The organism is Bacillus sp. FF-1 (assembly GCF_028548245.1).
GTDB lineage: Bacteria > Bacillota > Bacilli > Bacillales > Bacillaceae_G > Bacillus_A > Bacillus_A paranthracis.
The window spans coordinates 205,802-225,666 of the sequence record NZ_JAQQGG010000004.1 but is presented as its reverse complement, the minus strand read 5'-3'; the positions used below and the strand labels follow the sequence as shown (position 1 = coordinate 225,666).

20 protein-coding genes and 1 pseudogene are annotated in these 19,865 nt (G+C 32.8%); 7 read left to right on the top strand and 14 right to left on the bottom strand.

Annotated features, from left to right (window positions below; genetic code table 11):
* Position 1: 1 nt before the first annotated feature.
* From PQF83_RS16375 to PQF83_RS16360, 4 genes and pseudogenes are all read right to left on the bottom strand, one after another.
* Complete coding sequence (locus PQF83_RS16375; protein WP_000920458.1) at positions 2 to 1,024, bottom strand: FecCD family ABC transporter permease; 1,023 nt, start codon at positions 1,022 to 1,024, stop codon at positions 2 to 4.
* Positions 1,017 to 2,024: a FecCD family ABC transporter permease gene (locus PQF83_RS16370; protein WP_001173060.1), complete on the bottom strand. Its 1,008-nt coding sequence runs from the start codon at positions 2,022 to 2,024 to the stop codon at positions 1,017 to 1,019. Before PQF83_RS16370 ends, PQF83_RS16375 begins: the two co-directional genes overlap by 8 nt.
* Positions 2,025 to 2,051: 27 nt before the next feature.
* The gene (locus PQF83_RS16365) at positions 2,052 to 3,017 is read right to left on the bottom strand and encodes an iron-hydroxamate ABC transporter substrate-binding protein (protein ID WP_001035495.1); all 966 of its coding nucleotides are present in this window, start codon (positions 3,015 to 3,017) and stop codon (positions 2,052 to 2,054) included.
* A 299-nt stretch (positions 3,018 to 3,316) separates the two neighbouring features.
* Positions 3,317 to 3,454 (bottom strand): annotated as a pseudogene (locus tag PQF83_RS16360) (exodeoxyribonuclease III); the annotation flags it as partial.
* A 77-nt stretch (positions 3,455 to 3,531) separates the two neighbouring features.
* On the opposite strand from PQF83_RS16360, the gene adaA reads away from it, so the two are divergent.
* From adaA to alkA, 3 genes are read left to right on the top strand one after another with little or no spacing between them, the layout of a single operon-like run.
* Positions 3,532 to 4,128 carry a bifunctional transcriptional activator/DNA repair enzyme AdaA gene (gene adaA, locus PQF83_RS16355; RefSeq protein WP_000551303.1) on the top strand — a complete coding sequence of 199 codons (597 nt, stop codon included), beginning with the start codon at positions 3,532 to 3,534 and terminating at the stop codon, positions 4,126 to 4,128.
* Positions 4,109 to 4,639, top strand: a complete 531-nt coding sequence (locus PQF83_RS16350) for a methylated-DNA--[protein]-cysteine S-methyltransferase (protein WP_001089830.1) — start codon at positions 4,109 to 4,111, stop codon at positions 4,637 to 4,639. Before adaA ends, PQF83_RS16350 begins: the two co-directional genes overlap by 20 nt.
* A complete protein-coding gene (alkA, locus tag PQF83_RS16345) occupies positions 4,636 to 5,547 on the top strand; it encodes a DNA-3-methyladenine glycosidase II (RefSeq protein ID WP_000123534.1) in 912 nt (303 codons plus the stop codon). Before PQF83_RS16350 ends, alkA begins: the two co-directional genes overlap by 4 nt.
* Positions 5,548 to 5,584: 37 nt before the next feature.
* Here the strand turns inward: alkA and pepT are convergent, their stop codons facing one another.
* Complete coding sequence (gene pepT, locus PQF83_RS16340) at positions 5,585 to 6,817, bottom strand: peptidase T (protein ID WP_000806993.1); 1,233 nt, start codon at positions 6,815 to 6,817, stop codon at positions 5,585 to 5,587.
* A 195-nt stretch (positions 6,818 to 7,012) separates the two neighbouring features.
* Here pepT and PQF83_RS16335 point away from each other — a divergent pair, with 195 nt between their 5' ends.
* The gene (locus PQF83_RS16335; RefSeq protein ID WP_001241263.1) at positions 7,013 to 7,651 is read left to right on the top strand and encodes a YczE/YyaS/YitT family protein; all 639 of its coding nucleotides are present in this window, start codon (positions 7,013 to 7,015) and stop codon (positions 7,649 to 7,651) included.
* Positions 7,652 to 7,742: 91 nt separating this feature from the next.
* Here the strand turns inward: PQF83_RS16335 and PQF83_RS16330 are convergent, their stop codons facing one another.
* The 4 genes from PQF83_RS16330 to PQF83_RS16315 form a co-directional block, all read right to left on the bottom strand.
* On the bottom strand, positions 7,743 to 8,060 hold the full coding sequence (locus PQF83_RS16330; protein WP_000809486.1) for a hypothetical protein: 318 nt from the start codon (positions 8,058 to 8,060) through the stop codon (positions 7,743 to 7,745).
* Between the two features lie 324 nt (positions 8,061 to 8,384).
* Positions 8,385 to 8,960, bottom strand: coding sequence for a histidine phosphatase family protein (locus PQF83_RS16325; protein ID WP_001099569.1), 576 nt, complete (start codon positions 8,958 to 8,960; stop codon positions 8,385 to 8,387).
* Between the two features lie 30 nt (positions 8,961 to 8,990).
* Positions 8,991 to 9,806: an alpha/beta fold hydrolase gene (locus PQF83_RS16320; RefSeq protein WP_000898910.1), complete on the bottom strand. Its 816-nt coding sequence runs from the start codon at positions 9,804 to 9,806 to the stop codon at positions 8,991 to 8,993.
* 183 nt (positions 9,807 to 9,989) lie between these two features.
* A complete protein-coding gene (locus PQF83_RS16315; RefSeq protein ID WP_000794009.1) occupies positions 9,990 to 10,394 on the bottom strand; it encodes a VOC family protein in 405 nt (134 codons plus the stop codon).
* Between the two features lie 427 nt (positions 10,395 to 10,821).
* On the opposite strand from PQF83_RS16315, the gene PQF83_RS16310 reads away from it, so the two are divergent.
* Positions 10,822 to 13,542: a putative bifunctional diguanylate cyclase/phosphodiesterase gene (locus tag PQF83_RS16310; protein ID WP_000773572.1), complete on the top strand. Its 2,721-nt coding sequence runs from the start codon at positions 10,822 to 10,824 to the stop codon at positions 13,540 to 13,542.
* Between the two features lie 98 nt (positions 13,543 to 13,640).
* On the opposite strand, the gene PQF83_RS16305 is transcribed toward PQF83_RS16310, so the two are convergent.
* From PQF83_RS16305 to PQF83_RS16290, 4 genes are read right to left on the bottom strand one after another with little or no spacing between them, the layout of a single operon-like run.
* The gene (locus PQF83_RS16305; protein ID WP_001035068.1) at positions 13,641 to 14,705 is read right to left on the bottom strand and encodes an undecaprenyldiphospho-muramoylpentapeptide beta-N-acetylglucosaminyltransferase; all 1,065 of its coding nucleotides are present in this window, start codon (positions 14,703 to 14,705) and stop codon (positions 13,641 to 13,643) included.
* 49 nt (positions 14,706 to 14,754) lie between these two features.
* Positions 14,755 to 15,075, bottom strand: coding sequence for a DUF6572 domain-containing protein (locus PQF83_RS16300; RefSeq protein WP_001014789.1), 321 nt, complete (start codon positions 15,073 to 15,075; stop codon positions 14,755 to 14,757).
* A 25-nt stretch (positions 15,076 to 15,100) separates the two neighbouring features.
* Positions 15,101 to 16,012, bottom strand: a complete 912-nt coding sequence (locus tag PQF83_RS16295) for an NAD-dependent epimerase/dehydratase family protein (protein WP_000739104.1) — start codon at positions 16,010 to 16,012, stop codon at positions 15,101 to 15,103.
* A complete protein-coding gene (locus PQF83_RS16290) occupies positions 16,009 to 16,995 on the bottom strand; it encodes a UDP-N-acetylglucosamine 4,6-dehydratase family protein (protein ID WP_000932605.1) in 987 nt (328 codons plus the stop codon). The genes PQF83_RS16295 and PQF83_RS16290 overlap by 4 nt, the downstream gene beginning before the upstream one ends.
* Positions 16,996 to 17,287: 292 nt before the next feature.
* Between PQF83_RS16290 and PQF83_RS16285 the strand changes: the two genes are divergently transcribed.
* Positions 17,288 to 18,466: a DUF2515 domain-containing protein gene (locus PQF83_RS16285; protein ID WP_000286278.1), complete on the top strand. Its 1,179-nt coding sequence runs from the start codon at positions 17,288 to 17,290 to the stop codon at positions 18,464 to 18,466.
* Positions 18,372 to 18,842 carry a CBO0543 family protein gene (locus PQF83_RS16280; protein WP_048519762.1) on the top strand — a complete coding sequence of 157 codons (471 nt, stop codon included), beginning with the start codon at positions 18,372 to 18,374 and terminating at the stop codon, positions 18,840 to 18,842. Before PQF83_RS16285 ends, PQF83_RS16280 begins: the two co-directional genes overlap by 95 nt.
* 26 nt (positions 18,843 to 18,868) lie before the next feature.
* On the opposite strand, the gene PQF83_RS16275 is transcribed toward PQF83_RS16280, so the two are convergent.
* Complete coding sequence (locus tag PQF83_RS16275) at positions 18,869 to 19,729, bottom strand: PhzF family phenazine biosynthesis protein (protein WP_000704342.1); 861 nt, start codon at positions 19,727 to 19,729, stop codon at positions 18,869 to 18,871.
* Positions 19,730 to 19,865 lie beyond the last annotated feature (136 nt).

Genomic DNA, 19,865 nt, shown 5'->3' with positions numbered 1-19,865 from the left:
CTTACGCTTTCGCCTTATAAAGTAAATATAAGAAATAAGGTACACCGACAATAGAAATAACGATTCCAACTGGTAACTCTACAGGTGTGAAAACTGTTTTTGCGATAAAGTCTGAAGCAATTACAAGAAACATTCCAATTACTCCGCACGTAGGAATGATATGCTTATGCTGAATACCGACAAGTCTTTTCGCTATATGTGGTGCCATTAATCCGATGAAACCAATACTTCCTGAAACTGCAACACATGCGCTTACAAGTCCGATACTACTTAGTAGTAAAATTGATTTCTCTCTTTCTACTGAAACACCTAAACTTGTAATACTCGTTTCTTCCAATTGAAATAAATCTAATAAATAAGCTTTCTTTTGTATAAGTGGAATCAGTATGATAAGCCACGGTAACATTGCAATAATATACTTCCAGTTTGCACTATATATACTGCCTGACACCCAAACTGCAGCCATCTCGAAATCGGTTGACTTCATTTTGAGTGATAAATACATAGAAAAGGCTCCAAATCCTGATCCAATCGCAATCCCTGTTAATAAAAGACGCTGCGAATCTAACTTACCATTTTTCCAAGAAAACAGATAAATGATGATAGCTGCACCTAATCCGCCTACTAAACCAAACATTGGCATCATCATAATAGAAACCCAGTCTGTGCTTTTTAATTGCCCTTGGAAGAAAAACATAAAAATGACGATTGCTGTTCCTGCTCCTGCATTAACTCCTAAAATACCTGGGTCTGCCAATCCATTTCTCGTAATTCCTTGAATAACAGCACCTGCAACACCGAGACCTCCCCCTACTAATCCCGCAATTATGATGCGCGGGAGACGAAACTCAAAAATAACTAAATCATGGTCTGGTACTGGATCTATTCTAAGGAGTGTTTTACATACATCTGTAATCGTAATATCAAACGTACCATTCGTTAAACTAATATAAATAGCACATAGTATTAAAAATATACTAATCCCCATCGTCATTCCAAAACGTTGACTTGAACTTTTAAGCATGTCTCTCTCCTCCTCTTGTACGGATTAAATAAAGGAAGAAAGGAATTCCAATTAAGGAGGTAACGACTCCAATCGGTGTTTCAAATGGATAGTTTACAAACCTACTTAAAATATCACATAACGCTAGAAAAACGCCGCCAATAACGCCTGCGCATGGCAAAATCCACTTATAATCTACCCCAATTATAAAGCGAGTAATGTGCGGAATAATTAAACCTACAAAACCAACTTTCCCCACTAAAGCAACTGCCGTTCCTGTTAAAAAGATAACTGATAAAATAGCCATCGCTTTAACTAGTTTTGTACGCTGCCCTAGGTTAATAGAAACTTCTTCTCCTAAAGAAAGAATCGTAATAGATTTTGATATTAACAGCGCTAAAACTATTCCAATTATCCCAAACGGTATCGTAATTTTAATGATATTAGGGTCTACTTGGTCTAATTTTGCATTAAACCAAAAACTAACATTTTGAGAAATTTGGAAGTATGAAGCCATTGCAGCAGACACACTGCTTAAAAATGTTCCAATAACTGTCCCAATAATCGCTAACCGAACTGGCGATAAACCATTTTGAAGGAGCGAACCAAAACCAAATACGATACCGGCTCCTAATGCAGAACCAATCATTGAACATACAACCATACCAATCGATGACATTCCCGGAAGAAAAATCATACAAAGTGTAATAACAAAAGCTGCCCCATCCGTCACACCCATAATAGAAGGGGATGCAAGATAGTTTCTTGTCATCCCCTGCATAAGTGCTCCTGATATGGCTAGAAATGCTCCAACTAAAAGAGCTGCAACTACCCTTGGTAAACGTGAAGTAATAATGATATTATGATTTACATCACTTGAATCAAAATGAAATAACGCGTTCCACACCGTTTCAGCATCAATACTTTTCGCCCCATACAAAATAGAAAGTATAACTGTAAATAAGATGAGTATGGGTGCTATACATAATATAGTTACTGGTACTGCATTTGTTTTCTGCATATCATTCAACGCACCTTACTTATTGTATTATTTAGATAAATTTTTCACTGCTTCTTTTAAGAACGCTGTTTTACTCCAAGCAGTACCACCTTGTGCCATTGGATCAACAACGTTTACAAATACTTTCTTTTCTTTCGCAGCATTCATACTTTGCCAAATTGGATTACTTTCAATTTCTTCTAGCACTTTCGGGTTTTTATTTTCAGTTGTTTCATATTGTAAGAAAATATAATCTGGGTTTAGTTCAGCAAGTTTTTCAAATGAAATTTTCTCTTGTGCTTTTACAGTTTTCAATTGTTCTGGAACAGTTAATCCAAGATCTTTATAAATTACAGGGTTGAAGTATACTCCTTCTGGGTATAGGAATAATTCGTTTGCTCTTAGTCTAATTACAAGGACTTTTTTGTCTTTTAACTTATCTCCTAGTTTTGCTTTTGCTTTTTCAGCGTCCGCATTGTAATCTTTAATAATTTTTTCAGCTTTATCTTTTTTACCAGTTAATTCTCCCATTAACTTTAAGTTATCCTCCCAATTTGTTGAAACATGTGATACCGGGAATGTAGGAGCTACTTTCGTAAACTTTTCAGCTGTTTCTGCTGGGAATTTCGTACTAGATGTAATAACGTCTGGTTTTAATTGAAGTAATGTTTCGAAATTTGGTTGCATTTTCTCACCAACAGATTTCGCACCTTCTAAATCTTTCTCCAGATACTTTGGTAATTTACCACCAACCGTAATCGCACCAACTGGTTTAATTCCAAGTACTGCTGCATCTTCCATTGACTCTAAACTAGCTGTTGCAATTTTATCTACTTTTGCTGGCACTGTATATTCTTTACCTAAATATGTAATTTTTCGTTTTTCGTCTTTTTTCGTCTCACTAGCCTTTGTCTGTTGAGTTTTTTCTCCTGAAGTTTTATCCGCACTATTACATGCTGCTAGTCCTACACTTAAAACTGTTACCATACCTAATGTAAATAACTTCTTATTCATCTTTAAATATCTCCTCTCGAATTTCCAAACTATATTCTCAATAAAATTTAACTATATGAAACTTGTCCTACATATATATTTTATTAGATTAATAATTCTATCCAGAACTCATTCTCGTTCACTTCCCCTAAGCTATAATTCTTTTATACCTCACCCATTGATAATATTTTTCGTTGATAATGATTATCGTTACTAATTATATATTTAATATGCAATTATTTCAAGAAAGATTTGAAAAATTTTAACAAACTGAATTAAAAAAGAAGTATCCGCCTCATGTTAGGTAGATACTTCTTTTTTTAGAAATTTATATGTAATTCAACTGGGCAATGGTCTGACCCCATTACTTCACTATTAATTTTCGCCGCTGTTATTTGGTCTTTCATTCTCTCGGAAACAACAAAATAATCTAAACGCCATCCAATATTTTCACCTTTGTAATCTTGCTCTTACATTTATGAATACATACATACACACTTTATTCAGGTTATACTAATTTCAGAGGTGATGTTCTTTGCACAATGAAGGAGTTAAGTTAACAAATGAGCATTGGCAAGCAATTATTCATAATGATTCTTCCTATGATAGCAAATTCTTTTATGCCGTGAAATCAACCGGGGTTTTTTGCCGACCGTCATGCAAATCAAGAATACCGAATAAAAACAATGTACGAATTTTTCATCATGCAGAGCAAGCATTAAGTGAAAACTTTCGCCCGTGCAAACGTTGTAAACCAAATGGGCTCACTTTACCTAATGAAGAGTGGGTAGAACAAATTAAAGAGTATATCGAAAAACACTTTGATGAATTATTAACTCTAGACATACTTGCGGAAATGTGCCATGGTAGCCCCTTTCATTTACAACGCACTTTCAAAAAAATGACAGGAATAAGTCCGATAGAATATATACAGCAGTTCAGAATTGTTAAAGCAGCAGAACACCTTTTACACACAAATCAACCCATTAAAGAAATTAGTACTGCCGTCGGGATAGAAAACCCAGAATATTTCGCAACTTTATTTAAAAAGAAAACTGGATTTACCCCTACTGAATATCGAAAAAAGAATGAAATGAAAGAGGGATACAATAATGAATTCTTACAAAAATAATTATATATATTGGACGCTACTGACACATGCAAATTGGAAGTTTCATATTGCTGCAACTGAAACTGGACTATGTTTCATTGGATCACAAAACGAAACCTTTGAAGAAGTAAATATATGGGCTAGAAAAAAACTGCCTCAACATATATTGATCCATAGTCCAGATTACTTACAAGTATATACAAAAGAAATGATCGAGTATTTAGAAAACAAGAGAGAAACCTTTACATCCCCTATCGCTGCTTACGGAACTGCATTTCAATTATCTGTTTGGAGTACGGTACGTGAAATTCCTTATGGAAAAACATATTCTTATACAGAAATTGCAGATAGAATTCAAAAACCTACAGCGGTACGTGCCGTTGCGTCTGCTATTGCTGCCAACCCAATTCTCATTATGATTCCTTGCCACCGTGTTATCGGAAAGAATGGTAAACTAACTGGTTTTAGAGGAGGATTAGAAATGAAGAAAGAATTGCTTGCATTAGAAAAATTACAGGTGGAATTCATATGACAGCCGAATATAGTAACGCATTAACTTTAACAGTTCCAACAGAATTTAGTTTTCAAGAAAATTTACGCTATCTATCCCGTTCTAACAATGAATGTATGTTCCACATTGAAGATAACAAAATTTATAAAGTTATCCCTGTTCACGATGTAAATCCTTTAGTTGAAATTAGTATGAATGCGGATGATACTATTCAAATACGTTTTTTAGGAGAAGCCTATATCTCTGCAAAACCGATACGCGATGCTGTAGCTAACTATGTAACTGAATGGTTTGATTTAACTACTGATTTAGCTCCCTTTTATACATTAGCTAAACATGATGTACTCCTTCAAAGACCAATTGAACAATATTTTGGCCTTCGTACTTTAGGTATTCCAGACTTATTTGAGGCACTTTCCTGGGGAATTATCGGGCAACAAATTAACCTCACTTATGCTTATACACTAAAAAGAAGATTAGTCGAGACATTTGGAAGTTATGTAGAATGGAACGATAGAAAGCATTGGATATTCCCATCACATGAAACAATTGCCAATTTACACGTAGAGGATCTCAAAAATTTAAAAATGACGACTAGAAAATGTGAATATTTAATCGGTATTGCAAAGCTTATTACAGAAGGAAAACTATCAAAAGAATCTTTACTACAAACACAAGATGTAAAGATTGCTGAAAAACAATTAACTGCTATACATGGTATAGGTCCGTGGACTGCTCACTATGTTTTAATGCGCTGTTTACGATTCCCTTCCGCTTTTCCAATTGACGATGTTGGTTTGCACAATGCAATTAAATATATAACAGGTTCTAAAAGTAAACCGACTAAACAGGAAATAAAAGATTTTGCGGCAAATTGGATCAACTGGGAGTCTTACGCAACTTTTTATTTGTGGCGAGTATTATACTAAAAAACCAAGTAGCGTTTTTGCACTACTTGGTTCTTTTTTAAGCTTGTTCTTCAAATCGTCTTGCAATTTCTATAATAACTTGAACAGCTTTTTCCATAACATCTACCGAAACATACTCAAATTTACCGTGATAGTTTTCACCACCTGTGAAAATATTTGGGGTTGGTAATCCCATATACGATAATTGTGATCCATCTGTTCCACCGCGAATCGGATGAATATTTGGTTCGATATTTAAACTTTTCATTGCCTCATATGCAATATCAACAATTTCTCTCACTGGTTCAATCTTTTCAAGCATGTTATAGTATTGATCATTCATTTCTAAAACGACTGCATCTCGTCCATACTTCTCTTGCATTTGCTTCACAATATTTTCAACGTTATGTTTACGCGCTTCAAAATTTTCACGATCAAAATCTCGAATAATATAATACGCTTTACTTTGCTCAACATCACCATTTAAAGAAAGTAAATGATAGAATCCTTCATACCCCTCTGTATATTCTGGTGCCTCTTCTACTGGTAAATAGCTATTAAACTCCATAGCAAGTTTAGTTGCGTTACGCATTTTATTTTTCGCTGTTCCAGGATGTGTATTCGTTCCGTTAAACGTTAACTTAGCACCTGCAGCATTAAAGCTTTCATACTCTAAACCACCTAATGGACCTCCATCCATCGTATAAGCAAATGAAGCGCCAAACGCTTCTACATCAAAATGCGCTGGGCCGCGGCCAATTTCTTCATCCGGCGTAAACGCAACTCTAATTTTCCCATGTTTAATTTGCGGATTATGTATTAAATAATTCATTGCAACCATAATTTCTGTAAGACCAGCTTTATCATCTGCTCCTAACAGTGTTGTACCGTCCGTTGTAATAATCGTATGTCCTTTATAAGACGGTAATTCTGGGAACTGTTCTGGCGTTAATACAACATTAGGCTCTTCATTTAATGTAATTGCGTTCCCGTCAAAGTTTTCATGAATTTGTGGTTTTACATTTTTTCCAGTAAAGTCCGTTGCTGTATCTAAATGTGCTAAAAAGCCGATTACAGGAACATCCTTATCCGTATTAGCCGGAAGTGTTGCCATTACATATCCGTTATCGTCCATCGTTACTTCTGTTAACCCAATTTCTTTTAACTCTTCAACTAATAACTTACCAAACTCAATTTGTCCTGGTGTTGTTGGCACTGTATGACTGTCTTCATTTGATTGCGTATCAATCTTTACATATCTCGTAAATCTTTCAATAAGTTCTTGTTTCAAATTCATTCACTCCCTTTTATACTTCTTTCTCTATTATAATCCTTAAGACGAAATATTTTAACTTTTTTGACTGTGAATACATATATTTCATTTGTATTTTAGCTATTTTAAATACCGGCTGAAAAGTCGTAAAATTTGCACATTAAAACCCTTACATGTAATATACATAATTATACAATATGGGAGGTTTTAAAAATGAGGCTAACTCTCTTTCGCTATTTTCTTTTTTTCTTAGGGTTAATCTTCTTTGGGCTTGGAAATGCTCTTGCAGTCAAAGTAAAATTTCTCGGTTTACATCCTTGGGAAGTTTTAAATATGGCTCTCTACCAAAGGTTTGGATGGACGATTGGTACGTGGAGTGTCATATGTGGGTTATGTCTCGTTCTCATTTCTTTACTAGTAGATCGAAAATATATAAATGTGGGAACATTTTTAAATGCACTACTTATCGGTCCCATTATGGACTTTTTCTTACAATCAAATATTCTTCCAAACGCTAGTGATTATTTATGGATAAACTTACTCATTTTATTTTCTGGTATTGCCATTACAGGTATCGGTGGAGGTATGTATGTTGCGGCTGGAATTGGTGCTGGACCTCGTGATGGATTCATGCTTACTATTTCCGACAAAACAGGTCTATCTATTAGTCGTGCTCGAATCATTGTAGAATGCATTGTACTAGTTATTGGATTTATGCTAGGTGGTCCTGTTTTTATCGTAACTTTTCTGTATACCTTTATTCAAAGTCCAATCTTTCAGCAATCATTTAAGGTATTTCAAACACTTTTACATACTCTACATAACAAAAAGAAAATTAGTGAACATGTTTAAAGTACAATTTAATACAAATAAATTCACCCTATTTACGATTCTCACCGCAAATAGGGCGTTTCTTTTTTATTCCATAATTTAAGAAGATATACTAACCATTCACAATAAAAGTATATACATCGTTATAAATACAACCATTTACCCTAATAATGTACTTCCCGGGTTTACTAAAACGAATTGTGTATTTATTTAGCTGAATTGCTTCTTTATCTCCAGAAAGAATATCAATGCTTCTGCCACTTAATACATATAATTCATTTAGATTCATCGATACATCAATTGCATTGAAATTCTCCTCTTTCACTTGCTGTGATTCCGCAGCGCTTATACTTGGTTCTAAAAACAGTAGTCCACTTAATCCAATCGTCCCCGCTAAAGCAACTCCCGCAAACTTTTTAATTTGTTTCATTACAATGACCTCCTTATAGATTTTGCGTAAAGGTGATGTCCTCCCTTACACCACAAAGCCTATATGTAATGAAATAAAAAGTAAACGAGGACAGTAAGACAAACTTCTACATCTTTTTCTCCTATTGAATATAAATCCAACGTTTGGAGTTTTGTCACATTTAAAATTGTTTACTTAAACCAACTTTTAATTATATTATTCAGAAACTGAATAATTACTTATTGATTTAACATTCTAAAAATAGTTGATAAAAATGCTTTCTATTGAAATAAAAAAGATTTTGCTATAAAAGTAACTTTTACAACAAAATCCATACAACCAACTTTATTCCGCTTTCCATAATCTCTCTACATTCATTAATTGTTCTTCATTAAATTCCATCTTATATATATCTGGTTTTGACGTATTCATTAAAAATTCAAAATCATATTGTTCATCAAAATAGTTCATCATTAATGTCATGACAAGCCCATGTGTACCAATTACAATTTTTTGTCCTTGAAAATCCATTAAGATTTCTCTTAATACTTTCACTACTCTTCTCTGGCAATCCGTATATGACTCTCCTTCCGTTCGTGCAAAATCCGGATTAGAGAACATCTTCTTTACAAGTGGATACACTTCTTTATCTGATATAACCTGATCCTCACTTAAAAACATACACTCTTTGAGATTTTCATATATTAATACTTCTTTTTCATAGAAATTGGCTGCTTTTTCTATCGTTAACACAGCCCTTTTATACGGACTTGAAATAAAAGTATCAATTGCCTCTGCTTTTAATATGTCCGTTACTCTATGAGCGTCTAAACTTCCCTTTTCAGTTAATCCCCGTGTTCTTTCACTCCCTTCTAATTTTGGTGATTCACCATGCCTAACCATATAAATATATGTATTCATACTTCCTCCTTGAAAATATTCATTCGTTTTTTATAAACTTTGCTGATTTGTTCGTCTAATCCATTCTCCTACTAAACTCTCAAATAATTCAGGCTGTTCAATTTGCAAATTATGCCCTGCCATATCTAACACCGCTAATGTCGCTCTTGGGTAATCATCAATAATTTCTATAATATCTTGATAACCTACCGATATATCTTGTCTTCCGGCTAATAACAGAACAGGTTTCTCATATTTCTTACGGTGAAAATCTATAGTAAGAGAGTAATTTTTTTGCAACCTTTCAATAAACTCATAATTAGCAACATCTAACCCCGGCTTAATTTCCTCTTGAAATCGCTTATATGTATATTCATTTGCTACTACTGCTAACTCGCTAAATTCTTCTCTTTCGGTAGAAGTTAACGTATTTAAAAACTCCTTATCTTGTACAATTATCTGTTTATCCGGTAAACATCTTTCTTTTTGCATCGCAACAACCACAGGACATATTAATAATAATCCATTGACTCTCTCAAACATTTTTGAAAGTATCCCTCTAGCTAAATATCCACCGAAAGACTCTCCTACTAGTAAAAAATCTTTCTTTGGAATGATTTCTTCAATAAATATAGTTAATACTTCTAATATATGATCTGAACTATTTATCCAATCTGGAGCATTCGACTTTCCCATTCCAGGTAAATCAATATATATTCGCTTATAACCTTCATATTTTTGAAATACTGATTCCATACATTTCATCATTAACCTATGATCGGGCGCACAGCCATGTATGATAATGACTGGTTTTCCTTCTCCAACGATTTCATAGTATATTTCTGCATCTTTAATTCGAAATAACATGAAAAGTCCTCCCTATTTATACATTCCTTTTGAATAGAAACACTAGCAAACTTATAAGAATACATGTTCTCAATGTACATCCCTCTTTAATTAATTGTCAAATATGAATTTTCAGTTTACAAAAACCAAAAAGCTTCCTCCTATTCTTATTACATAGAAGGAAGCTAATTTAATTTTACCCTATCATAATTTAAAACCTTGTTCTTCTATTTTCATCAACACAATTCTCCAACCATCTGGGTCCTCAATCGTTATCCCCTTATCTTTCCAATATGGATTTTCTGGTTCCACTTCATCGTATCCCAATGCATGCAGCCTTTTACTCACCTTTTTCATTTCACTATCTTCACTCATATAAAATACAAGTAAATTATCTTTTGTCGGAGCTGGACAAGGACTCCCATCAATATGTCTTGTAAATTCTAAATGATACTCTTCATCTGGGAGCCCAAACATGACCCCATCATAACCTTCATGATCGTAAAATTCACCTATACGTTTTAAGCCTAATCCTTTTTCATAGAATGCTATAACCTCTTCAAACTTATCCGTCGGACGTGCGATTCGAAACTTCACTAAATTTTTCATGATTTTCCTCCCATACTAAAAATTTCATACATGATTACGTATTATTGTACATACGTAACACATTTTTGAAATCACTCATTAGTATAAGAATAAATACATACAAAGGTCTTACTTAAAATAACCTCTATTAGCCAAAAATTAAAATTCAAAAAAGCCTTTATCATTTTATATGCAATTTTGCATCTCTACTTTCAAATCACTAAAAAACCTTTACAATTCAAAAGATGACTAAATATACAATTTCTATTTAAAATCTTTATACAGTATATACTATCAAATGCAATATTTTTCATTTTTTAGAGCAATTACACTTTTCAAAACTTCCTTATAAACATGATTTTTATAGGGAAATCTGATACAATTCTTAAATAATATTATTATGTATAGATATTACGAATATAGTGCATAATTAAAGAAGGTGATTTTATTGAAATTAAATAAAAATTTACAGCTATGTATATTAATTGGAACATTAATGTGTTATTCAATCTATTTTATGTTTTTCTATCTGTTCCCCACTCATTTTTCAAATTCGGATGTACGCTTCGCTTCACTTATTGTTGAAGCCATTACATTTGTATCACTCATTTATTCTATATATTCTAAAAAAGTTAGTTCAAATCCGTTTTGGATATGTATCACGATAGCAATTGGTAGTTTTTTATTAGGAAAAATAGTATATACATATCAAGAGAGCTTCTTCAAAATTCCAATACATCGCTTTACTATTTCTGATGTGTTTTATATGCTTTTTCTACTCTTCTGTCTTATCGCTTTCTGCTATAAAATCCTAAAAGAATGCGATAAATGGGAAAAAGCGTTCTTTATTTGTGATATATGCATAGTACTTACTTCCATATTCACATTGGAGTGGTATTTATTTAATCAACCAAATTTAAATATATTCTCTCTGTCACTAGGAGATGTTTTCCTTTCATTTCTATATCCAATTGCAGATTTATTATTTCTTCTACTAGGTGTTAGTCTCTTTTTCCGTCCAACAATTTTTAATTCTAAACGGAAAATTTATATCTTTATTTTTGTATTAATAAGTTCTGCAACTTTTAACTATATTTATTTTTACTTACATAACCATTTATCAACTGAAACGATAACATTATTACGTCTTTTATATAGAATACCTATATTACTTATTGCAATAGCTGGATCTATTTCAGAAGATCATAATAGCCATAAAAATTATTTCATTGTTAACCCTATAATAGGAAAGAAAGCTTTAGTTATATTTCCTTATCTTGCTGTTGCAATACTAATCGGGTTTACGTTAAAAGAACAAACAGCATCTTCCATTCTCATTACGGGAAATTGTATTGCTTTTATTTTCGTACTCATTCGTCATTCTATTGTACGTATGCAAAACAATTCTCTAACCAAACGTTTACAAGTATTCAATGCCCAATTGGAAGAAAAAGTTAGATTACGAACTTCAGATTTAGTTCATAAATCAGAGGCTCTATCTCAAAAGCAACAAAAATTCAAATCATTATATGAATATCATCCTGACCCTATTTTTACAATTGATTTAAATGGCGTATTCTTAAATGTAAATAAAGCTGGAAGTATACTACTCGGTGCACCAACGGATGAGTTACTTGGTGAAACTTGTTTTTCGATTATTTTAGATGAAGACAAATATAAACTAGCATCTGCATTAGAAAAAATGAAACAACAAGAATCAGCATCCTTACAACTTAGTTCTCAATATAAAGATGGATTTACTTATTCTTTATACGTTACCATCGTCCCTATTATGATAGACGGGCAAATTTCAGGAAGCTATATTATGATGAAAGATATTACTGCGCTAAAAAAACAGCAAGAAGAAATAAAATATTTAGCATTCCATGATACTGTAACGAAAATTGGGAACCGTGCCTTTTTTCATAAGAAATTAAAAAGAATTATAAAAAATGCTAAAACGACAGAAAGCGAGTTTGCATTATTATATTTGGACTTAGATCGCTTTAAAGCAGTTAACGATACACTTGGACATTCGGCAGGAGACTACATATTAGAAGAAGTAGCGAAGCGATTCCAATCCTGTCTTCCATCACATACTCATCTATCAAGAATCGGTGGCGATGAATTTACAATCTTAATTGAAAACTATACTGACGAAGATTCCTTATTCCAGTTATGCAACCAGTTATTTAAATGCATGGAAAAATCGTTTGTCATATATGAACATACATTAACTCTATCAATAAGTATCGGCATCGCTATTTATCCACATTCTGGAATCGATACCGCTACACTTCTGAAAAACGCTAATGTTGCAATGTATGATGCGAAAGCAAAAGAACTTAATTCTGTCTCTATTTATGATGACGTAATTGCAAAAAAAATTGAAAGACGATTACGATTAGAAAAAGATTTACCAAATGCAATTCAAAATGAAGAATTGTTCCTTTTATATCAACCTCAAGTTGATAGCAAATCTAACAAAATTATCGGTGCTGAAGCTTTAATTAGGTGGAATCATCCTGAATTAGGTGTTATTTCTCCATACGAGTTTATTCCCATTGCAGAAGAAACGCTACAAATCATTCCAATAGGAAAATGGACACTACAACAAGCTTGTGAACAAATGAAACGTTGGCACACAAGCGGATATTCACATTTGAAAATAGGTGTAAATTTATCTGCTAAAGAATTTGAACAAGAAGATTTTGTAAAGTCTATTTCTGCTACATTAACAAATACTGGTTTACCAGCAAGTTCTCTCGATCTTGAATTAACAGAGCGAATTGCAATGATGGATGAGCGAGAAACATTAATAAAACTACGTACACTAAAAAGTTTAGGGATTCATATTTCAATCGATGACTTTGGTACAGGCTATTCTTCGCTAGCTTACTTACCTTTATATCCAATCGATACGTTAAAAATCCCACGAGAATTTATTACAATGTCTGAAACATGTGACGATGGAATGGAAATTATTAAAACAATCATCACATTAGCAAATACATTAGGAATGTCAGTTATCGCGGAAGGTGTAGAAACGAAAGAACATGTGAGTTTCCTTCAAAAAAATAAATGTCGGTTTATTCAAGGGTACTATTATAGTAAACCTATCCATACGCATGCATTTACTGAACTATTAGAAATCGGGATTCACCCATAGTACATGGCTAATTGTTATAAGTAATAATGAATTTGAACAACTATAGCAAAAAGGAAAGAAGAGATCTTCTTTCCTTTTGTTTTTTATTTACATTTCTATTACTTCACTACTTCATTTATTATATCTATTAATTGATGAATCCCCTCATTATTAGTTTTCTTATATCCATTCATGTTTTGAATATATCTCTCCTTATTTGTATACAACTTATTTACTGCATGTATAAATGTATTCGTACTTACTCTGTCTTGGAGTATAACTTCCGCATATCCTTGCCGAGAAAAATATTCAGCATTTAAAACTTGATCTCCCCTACTGGAACTGTTAGTTAACGGGATAAGCAACATCGGTTTCTTCAAAAATAACAATTCAGAAATAGCAGTAGAACCCGCTCTGGAAACTACAACACTCGCCATATTTAGTATGTGCGGCAATTCTTCCCCTATATATTCGAATTGCATATAACCTTCCATGCCAACAGATGAATCTACCTTCCCTTTACCGCACATATGAACAATATTAAAATTTAATAACAATGTTTCCAAACTTTTTCTTACCATATCATTTATCCATTGAGCGCCTTGACTCCCACCCATAATTAACAATACCGGTTTATCTTGCTTAAATTTACAATAGCTTCTTCCCCGCAATACGTTGCCTCTCTCAATTTCTTCCCTTACAACTGGTCCTACATAAACCTTCTTCTCATTACTTACATTTTCTCCTGTCTGAGGAAATGTTGTACATAGTTTTGTAGTAAAAGGTAATGCTATTTTATTTGCTAATCCTAACGTACTATCTGGTTCACGTATTATTACGGGTACTTTATTCATCCATGCTCCTATTACTACAGGAACAGAAACAAATCCTCCTGCCGAAAAAATAACATCTGGTTTTATTCGTTTCATTAATTTATAGCTTTGAATGCAACCTTTTATTATTTTAAAAGGATCTTTAAAGTTCTCCAAATCCCAATATCTCCTAAGCTTCCCTGTTGAAACAATATTGTATTTAACATTTTGAACTAATAGTTTTTCAATTCCATTTTGAGATCCAATATACTCAACTCCCCATCCTTTTTCCATAAATTTAGGAATCAATACTATATTAATCATTACGTGTCCCGCTGTACCGCCCCCAGTAAAGAGAATCTTTTTATTCATAATTTATATCCACCTTTATGATTAAAAAATCTTATTTTATACTAATCTATTACATGTAAGTAACCTTAGCATTATTTATATAAACCTTTAACTCAAATCCTATATCTTGCAAAAAATCTTTCATGAGGTCATAAAAATCATTTCCATACTCACTACATTCATACTGAGCAAAAACTCGGATTACAGGCCTAGTTCCTGCATCTATTACTGGATTTTTCCGATCACCCTTTTTCCCTTCCACATAGGCTCGACATTTATTTATCGCCTCATAGATACGCAAAGCATGCTCTTCTTCATTCTTCCAGTCCAGCGTATCAACAATTAAAAGAAATAGTGTATTTTGATTATTTATTGTTTCATAGCCATTCATATATTTCTTACACCCTTTTTGTTTTTCATTGCATGCAGATGTCACTACACTTCGCATACTCAAGTACATCTTTTAATGATTGATGGAATTGAATTTCTGGGATCCAACCTAACCTTTTTATTTCCTCTATTACTAAACTATCATTTGAATCACTGCCACTTTTTTCTGTTTCCTCTATGAAAAAATTCAGCTGAGTTAATTCTTTATATTGTTCTAGTACCTCTAATAAAGATCGTTTCACTCCTGATCCGATATTATACTGTTTTCCATTTATTCCATCTCGTAATAACACATGATACGCTTTAACCGCATCACGTACATCTAGAAAATCCCTACTATCTTTCAAACTGTTTACTTCAATAATGGCTTTACTTCTACCTGATTCTATATCTATCATTTTTTTTGCGAGAATCGAACAAATACCATTTGATACTCCTGGACCAATTAAGTTTGAGGGCTTTGCAATGATAATATTTGAACCCATTAATTCGCCCCAAGCCTCTGCAATAATGACTTGCATTGTTTTACTTAAACTATATGGATTTGAAATTTTTATTTCGTTTATACTATCTGCTTGCAAAGCAGATCCTATAACTAATGTTCTACAATGCGAGGCTTCTTGCTTAATTGCTTCTAATAAATATAACGTCCCTATTGCATTAATTTCTACATATTCAAGAGCAGCTGTCCAAGACTCTATGACTGAATTCCTACCGGCTAAATGTAATACATAATCTGGCTTTATTTGTTTCATTACCTTCATTACTTCGCTCTTATTCGTTAAATTACAAGTAATACCATTTTCATTTTTTTCTCTATGTGTACGATTTTGAAACATAGGAATTACATGAAAGCCCTGTTCTAAAAAATATTGGCAAGCATGGCGTCCTGTAAAACCATTTGCACCAGTTATTAAAAGGCTCGCATTTTTTTTCATCGTAAAAATCCTCCTTTTAATAGCATTTGTTTCACTTCATGTTTTGCAAGTAAGTCTTGTTGTGAACTAAAACTCTTCACATCCACAAGCGGAAAACTAGCATAATATTCTTGAAGCCCTTCTATAGGAATAGTAGGTAGTACCACAAAATAATTTTGATCAAAACTTATACTCGTTTTACTCTCTACCTCAGATAAAAGCATTTCACTTAATTTTTCACCCGGCCTAATCCCTACCTCTTTTAACTTCACATTTTCTTTTTTCGAATCTTCAATTAACACTTCTGCTAAATCTGTTATTTTACATGCCGGCATTTTCATAACAAAGATCTCTCCGCCTCTGCCTTGATATACGGCTTTAAATAACAATCCAACAGCATCTTCAATTGATAAGAAAAATCTAGTCATATTCGCATCGGTAATCCCTACTTGTGAAGATTTTTTAATTTGTTTTTTAAAAAGCGGTACCACACTTCCACTCGTCCCTAAAACATTTCCACCACGAACACAAATAAATTTTGTTTTCTTCGTTTGTACATTCGCATGAACCATTAACTTTTCACCAATTGCTTTTGTCATCCCATACGTATTTGATGGATCGGCTGCTTTATCCGTTGAAACATATATAACTTTCTCAACTTGCATCTGTAAAGATGCTTCGATTACATTTTGCGTACCATGTATATTAGTTTTTATAGCTTCATAAGGATAATACTCACATACTGGAACATGTTTTAAAGCTGCAAGATGGAATACATAATGTACACCTTGGCATGCATAAACTAATTGATCCTTGTCACGAATATCTCCAATAATAAATTTTAATCTATCATCATTTATAAACTGTTGCTGCATTTCAAACTGAACCGTTTCATTTCTTGAAAAAACCCTAATTTCTTTCGGTGATTTTTCTAATAGTTGCTTTATAAGCTCATGTCCCCACGAACCTGTGCCACCAGTGATTAAAATTATTTTATTTAGCATTCCTTTTCCTCCTACCAAGCATTTCAATTAACATTTATTGAATTATTTTCAATTGATTCAAATCATAATCGTCGTTTGTTACATTTAATTGACAAAATAAAAAAACAGAAACTATTAAAAATAGTTTCTGTTTTTCATTTCACCTCACAACAGTAAGATTTTTTATACTGTTTGTATGATAAATTCCTTGTAATAAACAGCGCTCATTTATTTCTTATACTCGTAATAAAATAAATAGAATGATTCATAGCCAATAGTCATTTTTAAATTTATGAAAAAGGGAGGTAACGGAATGTACCGAAGCAATTCAAATCATACATATAACGGACCTTCCAAGGCACTGCCTCTCTCCCTATTTGATGTGAAAAATGAATTGAAACAAAAAAGTAAACTCACTCATTCTGGCACGATGTATAAATTAACGAAGGAAGAGCAAATCATCATCAACAACATAAAAATGCAGACAGAACAGCTAAATAAAAATAATGTCACAAGAACACGTGCATACTACCAATTTTACGTTCAATATCCGGAAATACATTGGGCACTACTTGGGCATATGGTATCACGTAACGGCGGTTGGAATATGACTGATTTAAGGGGAGATTTATATACGAAAATTTTATCAGAGAAAGAGCAAATCACATTTTTTTCTTTTTTAGAAAGAGGAAATTGGCTTATTTTTCAAGATGTCTATCCTCAATTTCTGCTTTATGAACAAAGTGTAAAAAGAGCACAAAAGCTATTTCACCTTCTCCCTCACCTAAATGTTTCTACATTTATGGAAACGATGTGGAACGATTTTTGGAAAACAGGTAACAAAAAAACATTAGCAATTGCAACTATTATTAATGAACAAAACTACTTAGAAAAAAGAGTGATTCAAAATGTACACTTTAAAAAGACTGTACTAAATAGTATTGGATTTAAACTATTTGATTTCTTTCAGTTTAATCATATCCTGTTCCCATTCTACGCAAATGATAAGAAACAAAACGTATTACTATTTGGTGATACAATGAAACATTTCACTTCCTTACACGAACGGATCTTAATTGGAAAAAGGTTGTATTCATTATTATTTCGGGATACACATGTTTTATCTCAAGTAATAAGCTGGGCCCAACACCATCCTCATACAGGCTCAAGGAAAGATTACTGGCCTCATTTATTTTCAAGTGTGAATGAATCTTTTTCTCGTGAGTTTTATAAACGCCGAATAAAGAAATGCCAGTTGCGTAATGGCGCTTATCGTATATACAGTCCTGCACTCATCTACGCATGGCGAGATATAGAGCATGAAGAAGTTGACAGTGAAGATTGGTTTACGGACTGGCAAGTCGTAAATTACTTAGTTGATAAGGAGGAAAATATAAATGGACAAATTACAGAAGACTACTGTAAAACACTCGAAAAAATTGAACTTGCCATTCTTGCAAAGAAAAATGTTCTCCTTCGAGAAGACGAATAACCTTTTCGCATTAGTCATTACAATCTTACTCTCTTCTATTATCGGAACTTACTTAGATGCATTTTTTGTTGCAAAACAATTATATTCCTTTCCGGTTAGACCCTTTCCCTCCATATTTTCAGTTAACATCGGCTTTACTCTCTTTGTACTACCGATTTTAACAACGATTTTTATACAAATTTCAAAAAGATTATCTACAGTTTCTAGAATTCTTTTTATTATTTCAATCGGTATTTGTGCTAGCATTTTTGAACAGATTGCTGAAAGATTCAGTTTCTTTATTCATAGCTTAGATTGGAATCATACATATTCTTTATTTGGCTATATGATTTTCTTTTCTTTTATTTGGAAAGTATATTATTTCATACAAAAATAAAGAGATCCTTATAGATCTCTTTATTTTCAATCAATATTTTCTACATTTAAATACTTAGTTTCACAGTAATAGCCTTTGCCGCCAACATAAACTTTTTCTACTTTATTGTTGCTATTGGTTGCTAATTTAACTAATATTTCAGAAGGCGAGTGTAAAGAATAACCTTGTTCAAATACATAGACTTCTTTTTGCAAGTTGTGCTGTTCATAAAGGTAGCAAGCTAATGCACCGTTTGAAGTTCCAGTCGCTGCTTCTTCATTGATGTCGTATAGTGGAGCAAAATTTCTGCATATAATTCGATTGTCATTAAAAGTATATAGATGCATTCCGACAACATTATAATACTTGCTAATTTCTTTAATTTTTTCAAAATTAGGTTGCAGTGTATGTAATCGTGTTTCGCTTTTTATAGGAATTAAAATATCTTTTAAGCCTGTGGAGACAATTTGAATTGGATATTTATCGTCTATAGCTTTCATGTCAAAACAGTCGATGAACTCGTTTGGAGATACAACATCATAGAATATCGGTTTGTTTTGTTCCATAAATATGATGTCATCTTTTATGGTAATAGTAAGAACACCGCTGTTCGTTTCAATCGTATAGCGATTCTGGCAAAGTTTATTTAAATGCATCAGTATCACGAAAGAGCCAATTGTCGCGTGACCACATAAATCAACTTCTTCTTTTGGTGTAAAATACTCAAATTTATAATCAGCAATTTCAGATTCTGATATAAATGCGGTTTCCGCATAGCCCAGTTGTTTAGCTATTGCCATTTTTTGAGTTGTGGTCAATGTATTATTCTCAGTAAATACCACTCCTGCTTTATTTCCGCCTTTATGATCCTTGCTAAATGCACTTGCAACATAAACGGATATTTTCATAAGACACCTTCCTTCCTCACTTATAGTAAATTGTAGCATAGAAAACACTACGTATATATCTCATTGGATAAATTCACTATAAAGTAAGAGACAAACTATTTTTAGCATCTGCACTCTTAAAAAATAGTTTGTCTAC